At 57.7% G+C, this 14,501-nt stretch carries 17 protein-coding genes; 5 read left to right on the top strand and 12 right to left on the bottom strand.

Features of this window, described 5'->3' with window-relative positions; all coding sequences use genetic code 11:
- Positions 1–51 precede the first annotated feature (51 nt).
- The 5 genes from xthA to arsH all read left to right on the top strand — a co-directional run bounded on the left by xthA (position 52) and on the right by arsH (position 3,704).
- Entirely contained in the window at positions 52–867 is an 816-nt protein-coding gene (gene xthA / locus B4U49_RS13325; RefSeq protein WP_078085098.1) for an exodeoxyribonuclease III, read from the top strand.
- 221 nt (positions 868–1,088) lie between these two features.
- Positions 1,089–1,433 carry a metalloregulator ArsR/SmtB family transcription factor gene (locus tag B4U49_RS13320; protein WP_078085097.1) on the top strand — a complete coding sequence of 115 codons (345 nt, stop codon included), beginning with the start codon at positions 1,089–1,091 and terminating at the stop codon, positions 1,431–1,433.
- Positions 1,434–1,468: 35 nt separating this feature from the next.
- Positions 1,469–1,945: an arsenate reductase ArsC gene (locus tag B4U49_RS13315; protein ID WP_078085096.1), complete on the top strand. Its 477-nt coding sequence runs from the start codon at positions 1,469–1,471 to the stop codon at positions 1,943–1,945.
- Between the two features lie 2 nt (positions 1,946–1,947).
- The gene (gene arsB, locus B4U49_RS13310) at positions 1,948–2,973 is read left to right on the top strand and encodes an ACR3 family arsenite efflux transporter (protein WP_078085095.1); all 1,026 of its coding nucleotides are present in this window, start codon (positions 1,948–1,950) and stop codon (positions 2,971–2,973) included.
- Positions 2,970–3,704: an arsenical resistance protein ArsH gene (gene arsH / locus B4U49_RS13305; protein ID WP_078085094.1), complete on the top strand. Its 735-nt coding sequence runs from the start codon at positions 2,970–2,972 to the stop codon at positions 3,702–3,704. The genes arsB and arsH overlap by 4 nt, the downstream gene beginning before the upstream one ends.
- Positions 3,705–3,862: 158 nt before the next feature.
- Here arsH and B4U49_RS13300 read toward each other — a convergent pair whose 3' ends face one another.
- The 12 genes from B4U49_RS13300 to B4U49_RS13245 all read right to left on the bottom strand — a co-directional run.
- Positions 3,863–6,067, bottom strand: a complete 2,205-nt coding sequence (locus B4U49_RS13300; protein ID WP_078085093.1) for a hybrid sensor histidine kinase/response regulator — start codon at positions 6,065–6,067, stop codon at positions 3,863–3,865.
- Between the two features lie 57 nt (positions 6,068–6,124).
- The gene (locus B4U49_RS13295; RefSeq protein WP_078085092.1) at positions 6,125–6,331 is read right to left on the bottom strand and encodes a DUF2788 domain-containing protein; all 207 of its coding nucleotides are present in this window, start codon (positions 6,329–6,331) and stop codon (positions 6,125–6,127) included.
- A gap of 295 nt (positions 6,332–6,626) precedes the next feature.
- Positions 6,627–6,896 carry an acetyltransferase gene (locus B4U49_RS13290; protein WP_078085091.1) on the bottom strand — a complete coding sequence of 90 codons (270 nt, stop codon included), beginning with the start codon at positions 6,894–6,896 and terminating at the stop codon, positions 6,627–6,629.
- A 271-nt stretch (positions 6,897–7,167) separates the two neighbouring features.
- Positions 7,168–7,656, bottom strand: a complete 489-nt coding sequence (gspM, locus tag B4U49_RS13285) for a type II secretion system protein GspM (protein ID WP_078085090.1) — start codon at positions 7,654–7,656, stop codon at positions 7,168–7,170.
- Positions 7,657–7,707: 51 nt separating this feature from the next.
- Positions 7,708–9,042, bottom strand: coding sequence for a type II secretion system protein GspL (gene gspL / locus B4U49_RS13280; RefSeq protein ID WP_158078622.1), 1,335 nt, complete (start codon positions 9,040–9,042; stop codon positions 7,708–7,710).
- A 12-nt stretch (positions 9,043–9,054) separates the two neighbouring features.
- Positions 9,055–10,056, bottom strand: coding sequence for a type II secretion system minor pseudopilin GspK (gene gspK / locus B4U49_RS13275; RefSeq protein WP_078085088.1), 1,002 nt, complete (start codon positions 10,054–10,056; stop codon positions 9,055–9,057).
- Positions 10,053–10,907: a type II secretion system minor pseudopilin GspJ gene (gene gspJ, locus B4U49_RS13270; RefSeq protein WP_078085087.1), complete on the bottom strand. Its 855-nt coding sequence runs from the start codon at positions 10,905–10,907 to the stop codon at positions 10,053–10,055. The genes gspK and gspJ overlap by 4 nt, the downstream gene beginning before the upstream one ends.
- On the bottom strand, positions 10,904–11,368 hold the full coding sequence (gspI, locus tag B4U49_RS13265) for a type II secretion system minor pseudopilin GspI (protein WP_078085086.1): 465 nt from the start codon (positions 11,366–11,368) through the stop codon (positions 10,904–10,906). Before gspI ends, gspJ begins: the two co-directional genes overlap by 4 nt.
- Positions 11,358–11,990 carry a prepilin-type N-terminal cleavage/methylation domain-containing protein gene (locus B4U49_RS13260; protein ID WP_078085085.1) on the bottom strand — a complete coding sequence of 211 codons (633 nt, stop codon included), beginning with the start codon at positions 11,988–11,990 and terminating at the stop codon, positions 11,358–11,360. The genes gspI and B4U49_RS13260 overlap by 11 nt, the downstream gene beginning before the upstream one ends.
- 20 nt (positions 11,991–12,010) lie before the next feature.
- Positions 12,011–12,439 (bottom strand): type II secretion system major pseudopilin GspG, encoded by a 429-nt coding sequence (gene gspG / locus B4U49_RS13255; RefSeq protein WP_078085084.1) that lies wholly within the window; start codon positions 12,437–12,439, stop codon positions 12,011–12,013.
- 120 nt (positions 12,440–12,559) lie between these two features.
- Entirely contained in the window at positions 12,560–13,777 is a 1,218-nt protein-coding gene (gspF, locus tag B4U49_RS13250; protein WP_078085083.1) for a type II secretion system inner membrane protein GspF, read from the bottom strand.
- Position 13,778: 1 nt separating this feature from the next.
- Positions 13,779–14,501, bottom strand: a 723-nt coding sequence (locus B4U49_RS13245; protein ID WP_162276140.1) for a GspE/PulE family protein, incomplete at its 5' end; no start/stop codon positions are given.

The following is a 14,501-nucleotide window of genomic DNA, read 5'->3' as shown; positions in this document are numbered from 1 at the left end:
TATTCTTGCGAATACCGGGCTTTGGTTTTTATGAATTCCGGGGGAGGAAAAATGAAAGTCGTATCGTTCAACGTCAACAGCATCCGTGCGCGGCTGCATCAGATGGAAGCACTGGTAGAAAGCCAGGCGCCCGACATTATTGGCCTGCAGGAAACCAAGGTTACCGACGAAGACTTTCCCGTCGATGTTATCCGCGACCTCGGCTACGAGGTAATTTACTTTGGCCAGAAGACCCACTACGGCGTCGCCCTGCTCTCCCGCTACCCGTTTATCAAAAAGCAATATGGCTTCCCAACGGATGCGGAAGATGCCCAGCGTCGTCTGGTTGCGGGCCAGTTCGATATTGGCGCAGACCAGCCGCTGACGGTCATCAATGGCTACTTTCCGCAGGGTGAAAACCGCGAACATCCGATCAAGTTCCCGGCCAAGCAGAAATACTACGCAGACCTGGACACCTACCTGAACCAAGAGTGCGACAGTAACGCGCCTGTTCTGGTGATCGGCGATATGAATATTTCCCCTACCGACCTCGATATCGGTATCGGCGAACCCAACCGCAAACGCTGGCTGCGGGACGGCAAGTGCAGCTTCCTGCCCGAAGAGCGGGAATGGCTTGAGAAGCTGCAGGGCTGGGGTCTTGTCGACACCTTCCGCGCGCAGAACCCTGAGACCAATGACCTGTTCAGCTGGTTTGACTACCGCAGTCGCGGATTCGACCGCGAGCCGCGGCGCGGCCTGCGTATTGACCTGATCCTTGCCAGCCAGTCCCTCGCCGACAAGTGTGTCGATACCGGAATTGACTACGATATCCGGGGTATGGAGCGCCCTTCGGATCACGCGCCGGTGTGGGCCGAATTCAAACTCTAAACCGCCGTCCGATAACCTGATTACCGGTGGTGGACGCTGCTCCATCACCGGCCTGAACCTTTCGCTTCTGTCCCGGCCGCGACCTCGCCGCTTATCCTTCCGCCCCCACATGCTACAGCGACCGTGCGCTGTGCCCGGCTACATCTGCAAATTCATATATTCGGTATTCCATATATGTGGATGATCGAATATGCTTCGCGCACATCGTGTGGAGCCTGTTCATGAACCCCGTGAATTTTTACAAATGCCTGGCGGATGATATTCGCCTGCGGAGCCTTCTGCTGATCACCCGCGAGGGAGAGCTCTGTGTGTGCGAACTCATGGCAGCACTGGATCAGAGCCAGCCCAAGATCTCGAGACATCTTGCGCAGCTGCGCCAGTGCGGATTGCTGAGTGATCGACGCCAGGGACAATGGGTTTTCTACAGCCTGAGCAGCGCCCTCCCCGCCTGGGTCATTCAGGTGCTCCAGACCACGCTCAAATCCAATTCGGACTTTATCGCGGAAAACGCAAAAGCCCTTACCCAGATGCAATCCCGCCCGGCCCGACAGGGCCAATGCGGGTGACCACAGCGGAAACCCTGTAAAACAAAAGGAATTCCATGAAGTTACTGTACATCTGCACTCACAATCGCTGCCGTAGCATCCTGAGTGAAGCCATTACCAATCAGTTTGGTGAAGGACGCCTGGAAGCGCGCAGTGCGGGTAGCCAGCCTTCCGGTGTCGTTCATCCCCTGTCACTGAAGTATCTGGAAGCCCAGGGGATCGCCATTGGCGGCCTGCACAGCAAGTCCTGGGACAACCTGGATAGCTGGCAGCCCGACGTCGTGGTTACCGTGTGCGACAGCGCTGCGGGCGAAGCCTGCCCAATCTGGCTGGATGACACCATCAAGGTGCACTGGGGACTGGCGGATCCGTCAAAGCTGGAAGGTAGTGACGAGGAAAAGGCTGCGGCGTTCAACCACACCATAGCAATCATCCAGAAGCGGGTAAGCAATATGCTTGAGCTTCAGCTCGATGGCCTGCGTGGCAGCGCACTGCAGGACGCCCTCACCAAATTGGCGACAGAGGAAAAGTAAACATGGGCATTTTTGAACGATACCTCTCTGTCTGGGTTGGCCTGTGTATTCTCGCCGGGCTGTTCCTCGGTAATTTTGCGCCGGACCTCTTCCAGGCAATTGCCGCCATGGAGATTGCCCACGTCAATCTGCCGGTAGCAGTGTTTATCTGGGTGATGATCTACCCCATGATGGTGCAAGTGGACTTCTCTTCCATCCGTCATGTTGGCGACAAGCCAAAAGGCCTCGCCCTGACCCTGGTGGTCAACTGGCTGATAAAGCCATTTACCATGGCCGCCCTGGGCTGGCTGTTCTTCCGTGTAATTTTCGCCGATCTTGTCGACCCCCAGACCGCGTCCGAATATATCGCCGGTATGATTTTACTCGGCGTTGCTCCGTGCACCGCTATGGTGTTCGTGTGGAGCCAGCTCACCCGTGGCGATGCGAACTACACCCTGGTTCAGGTGTCCGTGAACGACGTCATCATGATCTTCGCATTTGCCCCCATTGCGGCGCTGTTACTCGGTGTCAGCAATATCACGGTTCCCTGGGAAACCCTGATTCTCTCAGTCATTCTGTATGTGCTATTACCGCTGATTGCCGGAATCCTCACCCGTCGCAAACTCGATTCCGCCAATGACCATAGCCGGCTGAATAGTTTTCTCGACCGGGTGAAGCCAATTTCCATCGCCGGTCTGCTGGCTACGGTCATCCTGCTGTTCGGATTCCAGGCGCAAACCATTATCGAGAATCCGCTCGCCATCCTGTTGATCGCCATCCCCCTGCTGATCCAAACCTATGGCATATTTGCCATCAGCTATGCTGCGGCGCGCAGCATGAAGCTTCCACACAACATCGCAGCCCCCGCGTGCATGATCGGTACATCCAATTTCTTTGAACTGGCAGTGGCGGTAGCCATTTCCGTGTTTGGCCTGCATTCCGGTGCCGCACTGGCCACGGTGGTCGGTGTCCTCGTGGAAGTTCCCGTTATGTTGTCGCTGGTGGCGTTTGCCAACAGAACCCGTCACTGGTTTGGAGCCGTGTCATGAAATCTCAAGATCTACCCCCTAACACTGAGCACATGCCCAATATGGAAGCGGAATGTTTTCAGGCCACGGACCTCGCGCAATTGCAGGCGCCGATCGCCAATGAACGTCCGAAAATCCTGTTGCTGTACGGATCACTACGCAAACGATCGTTCAGCCGCCTGGCAGCCCAGGAAGCGCAGCGGATCCTCGAAGCCCTCGGTGCCGAGACCCGGATTTTCAATCCGTCCGGGCTACCCCTGCCGGATGATGCAGATGCGACGCACCCCAAGGTCCAGGAGTTGCGCGACCTCGCCACCTGGTGTGACGGTATGGTGTGGTCCTCCCCGGAGCGGCACGGCGCCATGACCGGGATCATGAAAGCGCAGATTGACTGGATTCCCCTCGCCCTTGAGGGTGTTCGCCCAACCCAGGGAAAGACACTGGCAGTGATGCAGGTCTGCGGAGGCTCACAGTCTTTCAATGCGGTAAATCAGATGCGAATTCTGGGGCGCTGGATGCGCATGGTCACCATTCCAAACCAGTCCTCGGTGGCCAAGGCCTGGCTGGAATTTGATGATGATGACCGGATGAAACCCTCGTCTTACTACGATCGCATCGTGGATGTGATGGAAGAGCTGATGAAATTTACTTATCTGCTGAAGGACAAGCGGGATTACTTCACCGATCGCTACTCCGAACGCAAGGAAACCAGCGAAGAATTTCGCAAGAGGATCGATCAACGCTCCATGTAATCCGGCGTTGGAATCTGGCAGCGTCTGGTTGAAAGCGGGTTAGCGCCGGGAGTTTCTCCAGCGCCAGATACCACCCACCTGACGAGCGAAAGCGGGGCTGAAATACAGATTCTGATCCGCGAAAACGAAAAAGGCCTGTCGCAATGACAGGCCTTTTTTTATTCCCCGAGCCAGCGTTCGAGCGTCTCCGCAAGACTGTCCTTACTCAGGGGTTTGGTGAGATAGTCGTCCATGCCCGCGGCGAGGCAGCGCCCCTCAAATTGCTCTTCGGTTGTACTGGTAAGCGCAACGATTGGCAGGCGGTCATCGGGGGAAAACTCATTCTCCCACAGACGTAATTGCTCGATAATTTCCGCACTGTGTGCCGTGTTCTGCTGGCAATCTACCAGGACCAGGTCGTAATTGTTGTCCGGCAAGCGGGCCAGCGCATCCTCCACTGCCGCCACCACCTCAACCTGATAACCCAGAGCCTGCAGCATCTCTTCGGTAACCCCGAGATGCTGGCGGGACTCTTCTATCAGCAACAGCTTGCGCTTGCGGTTGACTTCGGCATTGGCACATACGACCCGGCGGCTGGCTTTTTTACTTCCGCCGAACAGGCGCAGGACCACAGCATCGTGAAACTCCTTGCGCGTTACCGGCCGAGCGAGATATTGCGCTTCAGGCTCAGCGGCCGCCAGAGGTGTGAACTCGAGTTTATGGCCGTACCCCCCCATACACAGCAGCGGAAACTTCTTCGGCGCAGACTGCGATGAGCTAATAACCTGAGTGATGCCACTCAGCATCCGCGCATCGCCCATAGCCGGCGCCAGAACCACCAGCTGGCCACGATCCATTGCCTGCATCAGGTGATCCATCGGCTCGGTACTGCCGTCGTCCCAGTTCTTGCTGGTCACATCCATGCCGAAAGACTGGAGCATCTGCACAATACCGCTGACAAACAGGCCTTTCTGATGCAGCAGGAGCACTTCGGCATCCTGCAGTCGCCGATCCGCCTGCAGATAAATTCGCTGATTGGGCTCAATCGCAAACTTCACCACTGCCAAGTATCGGTTGCCATCGTCAGACGAATGCAATTGCAGGTAACCGCCCATCGCCTCGGCCAGTCCCTTCGCAATGTTCAGACCGAGCCCCGTGGTGACCTGGGTGGTATCCATACGCGAGAAGGCGCCGAACAGTTCGGATTCGTCGGGCAGGATCTCTCCGCGGCCATTATCGATCAGCTTCAGGGTCAGCTGCCCCTCGTCGGTGGTCAGCTGTTCAAAAGATGCCTCTCCCCAGAGCTCACCGCTCTGGGCGATCACGGTGGCGGAATCCACCAGGTTGCGAATCAACTGGGCGGTTTTGCGGTTGTCGCCAGTCACCATTACCGGCAGGTCTTCACTGATCTGGAAGTTAAACTCCAGGCGCTGCCGCTGTGCCGAGCGTGCCGCGAACTTGAATGCTTTCTCCATCGTACGTACGAGATTGAATGGCGCCTGTCGCAGATGGATGTCCTTGCGCGCAACGCGGGTAAACATGCCCACGTTGTCGACCAGCTTCAGCTGCTGGTTGTTGGAGTTTTTCGCCAACCGTACCCACTCCCGCTGGCGCGCAGATAACCGGTCGCCATCCAGCAACGCCAGGGCGCCAAGAGAATCGGACAACTGGCTGCGGAACTCCTGCCCCACATTGGCGAGAAATTCATTGGTGACTTCTACCGCTGCCTCGGAGTGCTTGCGGGCTGCCGCGAGATTGCTCGCCTTTTGCTGCAACGCCTGCATTGCCGCCACCCGGTCCCAATAGTTTTCTGATTCCCGACGCGCCTGGTGCGCCATCAACCAGACAAATGCCAGCGTCAGTGCCCCGTATATCGCGCCGAGAATATCCGCGGTCAGGAACCCCTGCAGGGCCGCAGGCACCAGCGAACCAGCGAGAAACCAGGTGAGGAAGCGATGGTAGGGAGAGAATACCGAGGCAACACTGGCGCAAAACACTACGGTGTATAGCCACAAGAACTGGGTCGCGGGCGAAAACCCGAGAAGGAATACGTGACTGAGCAGAATCACACCCCACCAGACAGCGCCGATGGTGGATGCAAGAAAATAGCGATGTCGCCAGCGCTTGGGACCGGTAGCGTAGATATGGCCGAACCGGAACACATAGTAGCCGCGAATCAGGGTTACCAGCACCAGCACGATGGCCAGCACCAGCACCAGTTTCGGCGCAATGGTGCGAAGCTCACCAATGGCAACAGCGATGGCAAACGCCACCACCGAGAAAAGCATACCCCTGCGAGAGTACTTGGCGATGCGGGTATCCGTGTTGCGGCATACCTTGCGATCTTTCTGAACTTTCAGTTCGGGGTGATCAAATAACGGCATAAGACAATTCCGGCGAACGCTCCCTGTGTCCGAAAGGGGTGAGGAGCTGGCGAGGCGCTACTGCCCCAACCCCATGACTTCGACCAGTACGGTTTTCACCACAAAGCCCAGCAAGCCTAGTCCAAGGGCGGTAAACAGGATGAAAGTACCGAAACGCCCGGCTTTGGACTCCTTGGCCAGGTTCCACACAATAAAGATCATAAACAGGATTAACCCGCCGATCCCCAGGAACAGGGAGTACTCTTCAAACAACTCAAAGCTCATGGCTCTACTTCCGCTTCGGCTTTCCGGGATTCTCGTAACAGATGCACCAGGATTGATCAGCGTTTACCCGCTCCCCATCCAAAACACTAATCTGCCCGCGAAAAATTGGCGCGTATTGTATAGGAGGAAATGGTACGAAACCACGAAATAGCGGCCGAGTTTCTTATGGCCCTGTGTCGAAATAGTCTGAAGGCGCTTAGTACCGTCCCGGCGCAACTCTAATGAAAGTAATCCCGGGCATGATCACAATGCCACGGGATCGTGTTGAGATAACTGCGTCGATCAGATCCGACGATCAGGCACCCTGGTAATAGTCGCTGTCATCAATACGGGTACCGCACTTGATACGGCGGACTTCTCTATCCCGGTAGCGGCTGTCGTGCCAACAGCGCGGCAGGGACTCACCCGACAGGAACTGCAGCTGAGCCTTATCGAACACTTCCGGGTCCTGAATTTCTTCGCCCCACAGGTATCGCCCAACCACAGTGAGCTCATAGGGATTGGCAAGCGTGACGATATCGGCCACGTCAATCAGATGGTTAGTACCGGAGTCTCGAAGCAGCATGATCTCGCCCCTGTTTCTTCTCAATACCCTTGAGTATAGGGAGAAACCGGCGCCATTTGTGGCAGAAATAGCCCTCTCTGCTCTCGATAAAGGCCGGAATATCAAAGGCAACCCAAGCTAACCCACCGAAATAACCGACAGGGTTAACACGAAAAACCCATAAATAACGCAAAAAATAGAACAATAGGCCAATAATTGGACTCAGCTAATTATTGGTTTGCGAGTGGAGCGAAATCCGGTAGAAGAATCCCGTGGATACCCGAACACGCGATCAACGCTCCAGCGTCAAGCGCGCCGACACCATCCCCTCTTCTGCTAGCGCATCCACACTGACAGAGCGAATCACAAAACGCTGCTGCAACAAGGTATTGAGCCACGGCTGCAGATCCTGGTAACGGGCTTCATCAATCCACAAGCGGATACGGCCACTGCCCTCCGGTTCAAATCGCTTGATGGTCACCTTGTGATTGTTCGCCGCCGCGGTTACGCGTTGAAGCAGGGTCCCCTGCCCCTGTGACTGGCCACCGCTGCTGCGTTCAATACGCTCCAGTTGCGGGCGCTGCTTTTCGATCCACGCAAGAAGCTCGCGGGACTGTTCCGCTTCGGTGCGGGCGCCGTCGAAAAAGGACTGGGCCGGCTGAAAGAGCCCGAACACGATAAACATGGCGCCGAGGAAAAGCCCCAGCAACCCCAACGCCCGCTGGTCACTTGCCGGTAATGCAGTCCACTTCTGGCGCCACTGTTCGATGGTTTGTTTCATAGTGATGGATTGTCTTGTTCTGATTATTCCGCTGCGCGGTCCCGTCAGCGGCTACCGGAGGCGAATGCGCCCGGATACACCCTCTTCCAGCTCGTTTGCGGCCAGTAATTCGGCCTTGAACTGGCCGCTACTCAACTTGCCGACCACGGAGTCCAGCTGCCCCAGATTGGCCGCGCGCAACTGCAACACCAGCTCGCCGCGGTTGCCGTCGAAACGCAGGGACTGCAATTTCAGCTCACCCGGTTTACCCGTTGCCCAGACTTTACTCAATTGCTGCAATTGACCGGCAAACTCGCCACCACCACCCGAGGCCTGATTCAGGTACCCGGTGATCTGACGACGGAGATCGGCGCTGGGACTATCGCCAGGGAAGATCTCCGTAAACAGGGCTTTTGCTGCCGCATCCGCCTTACCTGCCTGCACCTTGTAATAGATGCCGGCACCCACAAAAAAGCCCAACTGCAGGACAAAACAGGCCGCCACGGCGATCGCAGGCTTTTTCCACCAGGGACCGGCGTCAGACTTGAGCGCGATCTGGAAGTCACCGCTCAGAAGGTTCCCTGGAACCGCGGTACCAATCGACTTCAGGAAATCCGCTTCCGGGGACTCCGCGACCGCGTCAACAGTAGCTAGCTGCTCAAAAGTCGCGAGTTCAAGCTCGGTAGCATTCCCTCTTACACTCAGAGCCAACTCATCACTGGATTCTGATGAGGTCGCACCCTCTTCTACGGTTTCCGCCACGGGCGCAAACAGACTCTCGGCAATTACTCCTGCCAACGGACGCGCTACCGACAAACCCTTACCGCAGGACTGCCAGAAATGTGCGCGCTCGGCATCGAGCCAGACCGCAGAGCGCTTATCGGTTTCGGCGAGGATCCGATATTCCGGAATCGCTGCAATAACCGGCCAGCCCAATCGCTCGATCTGCCCTTTTAGTGCTGCCAGCTTGTCGCTAGCCACAGCCATGACACTACAGAGATCGCCTGAGACCGGCTCACACACGAAGTGCAGGTCCTCGACATCTTCCGCAAGCTGCTCTTCCACCATGTAACCGACAGCGCTGCTCTGGCGACGGGCCGCCCGCGGGATGGTCTCCAGGCCATTCCACACCCAGCTGCCCGGAATCAGGATAACTGCCCGCTCTTCCGGCTCGAAGGTCACGGCGCTGGACTGATCTCCCGATTCCGCGACATCCGCCTCGGACTCACTGATTTGAAAACCGGAGTCTGGCGCATCCGCTGCAAAAGCGAGCTGGAATGCAGTATCGGTAGTGACATCCTGCCACTCGCCTTGCTGCCAGCTCTGCAACAGCACGCTGCCCGCCGCAAGCACCTGTTCGCCACTATGCGAACCGGCCACCGGCTCACGCAGCCTTAGTAATTTCACTTCCTGGCTCAATTAATCCCCCAGTAACTCCTGCAATAATTGCCCGGAAAATTCGCGTCTTTGGCGTTGTATGACTTTGACTGCACCGGTAGTGGTGTCGACCTTCAAGATCGACTCCCAGTACTGCCGGTGTTCCGGGCCCAGTTGCACAGCAATATGCGCGACATAATACGCGCTGTTGAAATCCAGTTCGCCCCCACTGGTAATACCAAATGGCGACAGATCCGCCACCTGACTAAAAAACATCCCGCCCTCTCGCTGGTTGATAAGTCCGGCGATATTCGCTGACGGATACATCGCCGACAGCAGCGCTTCAGATGCGGTATTCACATTCACCTTGGTGGGAGACTCCGGCAGCGCACAGAGCTCCGGCTCGATTGCGCGCCACTCTTCCGGTTCTATACCCTGCCCGGCACTCAGCTCGGACACATCGGTGATAAAGGTATCCGGGGTGCGATGTGCCACTTCCAGCCCCAGATAGCCGGTGTCTTCGGTGCCGGACGCCAGCGGCGTATCGCCGGGGTCAATCCAGTCAACCATGGCCAGAGCGGTTTCATTGCGCCCCCCAAGATTCCGTACCAGGCGTTGCAGAACCGCACTGTGCGTGGTGCCAGAAGCGCCGCTGCCACTGCCTCCGCCAGAAGTTCCAGCTCGACTCTCTGTTAAATTATTCACGTTAAAACAAGACTGTAAGTCTTTGATTTTTATCCGAATCTTTCCGTTATCAGGATTAAACTCGAGCATCTTCTGGGCCCAGGGTTCCTGAAGATTGTCGCTTGCGGTCGTCGCTGCGAGGTCATCGGCGAAATCTTTCTCCAGGGCGATAATGGCCCAAGCCTCAGCACCGTGTACAAATTCAGCCAGCTGGGTGTTGGCCAGAATGGCGCTGGTGCGGGAGATCGCCAGGCGGTTACGAGTCACCGCATGGGTGACGGCAGCCACCGCAATAACCATGACCAGCAAAACGGTGATCAACGCCACGCCGCGCTGCTGTTTCATTGCGCGCGCGATCATTGCCTCTCCCCGCGGTCACTGTCGGAATCCCGATTGCCACCGCTGGTGCTGCCGCCAGAACCAGTGCTGCCCCCACTACCTGTAGCACCGGAGCTGCCAGTACTGCCGCCTCCGGAACTCGTGCTACTACCCGAGCTGGCAGTACCGCCAGACGAGCCACCACCTCCTGCTGAAACGGTGTAATCGGGCAGGGAAAAAACACGACGCATCTCGCCGCCCGTTCGGGTCAGCAGGGTAATCTCAATCGCCAGGGGAAGACGCAAATCCACCGCACCCGGAGTGGTGGCCGAGGAAGCCGGTGGCCACTGGGCAAGCCAGGTGCGGGTATCGCGGTCGTAGTAGCGCACATTCAGATCGACAATACCGTCCAGAATTGGCTCGGCAATAGGCTCTGAATCGGGCCCACGATCCAGAATCTGCCAGCGGCTGCGCAGCAGCAGTGCGGCGTCGTCATCCGGGTCGGGCTCGAAACGACTCACCGCATCCTCGTCTGGATAGCCCAGGCCGTAGTGCAGACGCTGAACATTACCGCGCGGCTCGCGCGTGAGATTGGCTGCTCCCAGGCGGGTAAATTCGAACTCGTTGGTGACGCCCTGAAAAGCCGGCTCATAGCCGCTATAGGCGTTCTTGACTGGCCGTACCGTGAGCTGCCGCAGATCATCGTCCAGACGGTACATGGCCATGGACAGACGGCGCATCTCATCGGCGCGCGCGGTCAAAACCCGATCGGTGGTAAAGAAAGTTTCCAGCAGTGAATAGGAGCCGATACCGATGATCGAGACGATCACCAGCACCACCATAATCTCGATCAGGGTAAAACCGCGGGCCGGCGATTTGAGGAGGTGGCTCATGGAGTTCGCCCTCCCCCTGTACCGGAGCTTGAGGTACCGGCACTGCCGACAGATTGCGCCACCCAGGAGTCAATGGTGAGTATCGGCGGCTGCTCCGGCATGCCGACCTGGACAATGATTTGCCGCATCTTCGGCTCGTTGGTGCTTTTGACTTCTGCCGAAACTTCCCAATCCCGGTCTGCCAGGGACACCTTCTCGGTCTTTTTACCCAGCGGCGGCCAGTCGCTTCGCAGGCGAATCTCAGCAAGTGCCTGCTGGGCCACCCAGTTGGCCGTGAGCCGCTGCTCCAGCGCCGCCTGCTGGCGCACACTGTCCTGCAGGGTTTTGAGCACGCTCGCAGCAATCACCCCGAAGATGACCAGTGCAACCAGTACCTCTACCAGGGTAAACCCGCACTGGCGATACCGCGGGCTGCGAAAGGTATATCTCGCAGTGTGATTCGGCCAGGGCTCAGTATTCATCGCTCTGCCACTCCAGCTGCATTCCGTAGAGGCTGCTGTAAGAAATAATGGCAGCACGCCCTACATCCCCATCCTTGAGGAGCAGGAACGCGATTTCCACCGGCAGTACTTCACCACTGGAAAGTGCAGCGAACTGGGGCAGGATTTCTTCCTCTTTGCCCTTCTTGCCTGCGTTGTCATCTGCGGCGGAAGGGCCTGCCGATGCCCGACTGCCACCGAAACTGGAATCAGCATCCTTGGCGCCGGGCAGCTCCGTCTGGGAAAGGATTTCCAGACGCATATTGGGCGTGAGTTGATGGGCGGTGAAGCGTCGCGCGTTGGCGGAAGCACCGGGTTGCCCGGAGAAATCGATTGTCTGCCACTTCATGGTGGCGGTGTCATAGCGCACCACCTGATAGCTGTCCTCTTCGAACACCACACCGTAGTGCATCTTGTCGATCAAGGCCCGGTCTGAAACCAGCTGCAGGAGGTTTGCCAGTCGCTGGACCTCACCGGTCCAGTTGCGACTGTCAGTATTGTTCAGGGACAACGTCGCCATACCCGCCAGAGAGGCGATGATGACAATCACCACCAACAGCTCAATCAGGGTAAATCCCCGTTGGCGACAGGCTGCGACGCGCATAGCCAAGGCCCTGCCAGGCCTCAGAGCTCGGAAGCGAAGAGGTCAGCCGCCTCGCCTTCACCGCCGGGCTTGCCGTCCGCACCCAGCGAGAACAGATCGTAAGGACCTGAGCTGCCCGGGCTGATGTACTGGTACTGGTTGCCCCAGGGATCTTTCGGCGCTTTTTTCAGGTAAGGCTCGGTCCAGTTTTTAGCCTCCGGGAAACCGGATGGCTTGGACACCAGTGCCTCCAGGCCCTGATCCGAGCTCGGGTATACGAAGTTGTCCATACGGTACATGTCCAGCGCGGTGGAAATGGCCCGCAGGTCGACGGTCGCAGCCTTCATGCGGGCCTCGCCGGTACGCCCCATGATGTTGGGCACAACCAGGGCGCCAAGCACCCCGAGAATCACGATTACCACCATGATCTCAATGAGGGTAAAGCCCCCGTTTTTGCGCAGATTTTTCATATCTCACCTCGCGAGTACAGATCTCAGGCAACGGACCAGCCGGCACCACCAGATTTTCCAAGTTTTGAGGGACCGCGTAGCACCGTCCCGGTTATTCAAGCCCGATCGCTCAACCTGAGATCAAACGACCAGCTGATTCATGTTCATAATCGGCATCATGATTGCCATTACGATAAACAGCACGATACCCGCCATCACCAGCAACATAATCGGTTCAAACAGGCTGACAAACGCGGTCACCGCACCCTGCAGGTCCCGCTCCTGGTTTTCTGCCGCCCGCACCAGCATCTGGTCGAGCGTACCGGAGGATTCACCGCTGGCCACCATATAGGTCATCATCGGCGGGAAATATTCCACATCTTCAAGGGCCTTGCGCAGGCTGCCGCCCTCGCGCACAAACTTCTGCGCGATCTGCAGGCGTTCTTTCAGGAAATCGTTGGTCATTACCCCGCTGGCGATGCCCATCGCCTGCACCAGTGGCACACTACTGCCCGTCAAAATTGCCAGGGTACCGACATAGCGCGAGCTCTGACCACCGCGCACCAACCAGCCAATCGCCGGCATATCTAACAAGCGGTGGTGGAAGCGATAACGGAAACCCGGGCGCCGCAGCAACAGGGTCCAGCACACCACCAGGGCGACAATCACCGGCGGAATCAGCCAGCCCCAGGCAGAAATGAAATCACTGATCGAAACCAGTATCCGGGTTGCCAGCGGGAGCTGCTGGCCGGTGCCGGTGAATACCTCGATCACATCCGGCACCACATAGACCATGAGGCCGGTCACCACCAGAACACAGATAACCACCAACACCAGTGGGTAGATCAGTGCCAGCTGTACCTTCTGCCGGAACTGCTGCTGGTTCTCGGTGTAATCGGCGAGACGCTCGAGAACGTCATCCAGGTGGCCGGAATGCTCTCCCGCTTCCACCGTGGCACGGTACAGTTTGGGAAACGCACGCGGAAAGCTTGCTAACGCCTGCGCGAAGCTGTGCCCTTCAAGAACCTTGGCACGCACCGCAAGCACAATACGGCGAACTTTCTGATTGCGTGACTGGTTGGCAATGGCGCTGAGGGTTTCTTCGAGGGGAATACCGGCGCGCAAAAGTGTCGCGATCTGACGGGTAAGCAACGCCAGCGCCTTGACACTCAGTCCAGGGCTGCCAGACAGGATACTGGCTCCCGCGGAACCCGAAGACTCGGAAGCAGCGGTTACCTCCAGGGGAATCAGGCCCTTGGCACGCAGCTGCTGCCGCGCCGCCTTGGCGCTGTCGGCTTCCAGTGTGCCGCGGTTTTTGCGGCCACCACTGTTGAGGGCAGTGTACTCGAATGCACCCATCTCAGGACTCCTGGGTTACCCGAAGTACTTCTTCCAATGAAGTGGTCCCGGCTAGCACCTTGGCCATGCCGTCATCGCGGATACTCGGCCCCAGCGTGCGGGCTTCCTGGACCAACGCACTCTCTGAGTCGCGGTCGTGAATCATCTGCCGCAGTTTCTCATTCACCGGCACCAGTTCATAGATGCCAACGCGACCGAGATAACCACTGTGGTTACATTTCTCGCAGCCACCGGGACGGTAGATGGTTGCACCCCTACTCTCATCCACACCCAGCACCTTGCACTCGAAGCTGTCCGCCGGATGGGGCTGGCGGCAGTCGGGGCAAAGCACCCGCACCAGACGCTGGGCGAGCACGCCGATGACACTGGAAGACAACAGGAAGGGTTCGATCCCCATATCCACCAGTCGTGTCACCGCACCCAGTGCGGTATTGGTGTGCAGGGTCGAAAGCACCAGGTGCCCGGTCAAACTTGCCTGAATGGCAATCTGCATGGTTTCCAGGTCGCGAATCTCACCGACCATCACCACATCCGGGTCCTGTCGCAGGATCGCGCGCAGACCACGGGCGAACGTCATATCCGCCTTGGTATTGACCTGTGTCTGCCCCACCCCTTCCAGGTTGTATTCCACCGGGTCTTCCACGGTCAGAATATTCTTTTCGCGGTGATTGATGCTGGCAAGGCCCGCATACAGGGTGGTGGTTTTACCGGAGCCGGTGGGACC

The sequence above is a fragment of the Microbulbifer mangrovi genome (assembly GCF_002009015.1).
In the GTDB taxonomy this organism is placed as follows: Bacteria; Pseudomonadota; Gammaproteobacteria; order Pseudomonadales; family Cellvibrionaceae; genus Microbulbifer; species Microbulbifer mangrovi.
The sequence above is the reverse complement of the archived record's forward strand: the minus strand, read 5'-3'. Positions and strand labels throughout refer to the sequence as shown.

Coding starts and splice junctions, on each gene's coding strand:
- arsH (WP_078085094.1), top strand. CDS start 2,970: ATGAAATCTCAAGATCTACCCCCTAACACTGAGCACATGCCCAATATG.
- gspJ (WP_078085087.1), bottom strand. CDS start 10,907: ATGAGCCACCTCCTCAAATCGCCGGCCCGCGGTTTTACCCTGATCGAG.
- B4U49_RS13295 (WP_078085092.1), bottom strand. CDS start 6,331: ATGAGCTTTGAGTTGTTTGAAGAGTACTCCCTGTTCCTGGGGATCGGC.
- gspM (WP_078085090.1), bottom strand. CDS start 7,656: ATGAAACAAACCATCGAACAGTGGCGCCAGAAGTGGACTGCATTACCG.
- B4U49_RS13260 (WP_078085085.1), bottom strand. CDS start 11,990: ATGCGCGTCGCAGCCTGTCGCCAACGGGGATTTACCCTGATTGAGCTG.
- arsB (WP_078085095.1), top strand. CDS start 1,948: ATGGGCATTTTTGAACGATACCTCTCTGTCTGGGTTGGCCTGTGTATT.
- B4U49_RS13320 (WP_078085097.1), top strand. CDS start 1,089: ATGAACCCCGTGAATTTTTACAAATGCCTGGCGGATGATATTCGCCTG.
- B4U49_RS13300 (WP_078085093.1), bottom strand. CDS start 6,067: ATGCCGTTATTTGATCACCCCGAACTGAAAGTTCAGAAAGATCGCAAG.
- B4U49_RS13290 (WP_078085091.1), bottom strand. CDS start 6,896: ATGCTGCTTCGAGACTCCGGTACTAACCATCTGATTGACGTGGCCGAT.
- B4U49_RS13315 (WP_078085096.1), top strand. CDS start 1,469: ATGAAGTTACTGTACATCTGCACTCACAATCGCTGCCGTAGCATCCTG.
- xthA (WP_078085098.1), top strand. CDS start 52: ATGAAAGTCGTATCGTTCAACGTCAACAGCATCCGTGCGCGGCTGCAT.
- gspF (WP_078085083.1), bottom strand. CDS start 13,777: ATGGGTGCATTCGAGTACACTGCCCTCAACAGTGGTGGCCGCAAAAAC.
- gspK (WP_078085088.1), bottom strand. CDS start 10,056: ATGATCGCGCGCGCAATGAAACAGCAGCGCGGCGTGGCGTTGATCACC.
- gspI (WP_078085086.1), bottom strand. CDS start 11,368: ATGAATACTGAGCCCTGGCCGAATCACACTGCGAGATATACCTTTCGC.
- gspG (WP_078085084.1), bottom strand. CDS start 12,439: ATGAAAAATCTGCGCAAAAACGGGGGCTTTACCCTCATTGAGATCATG.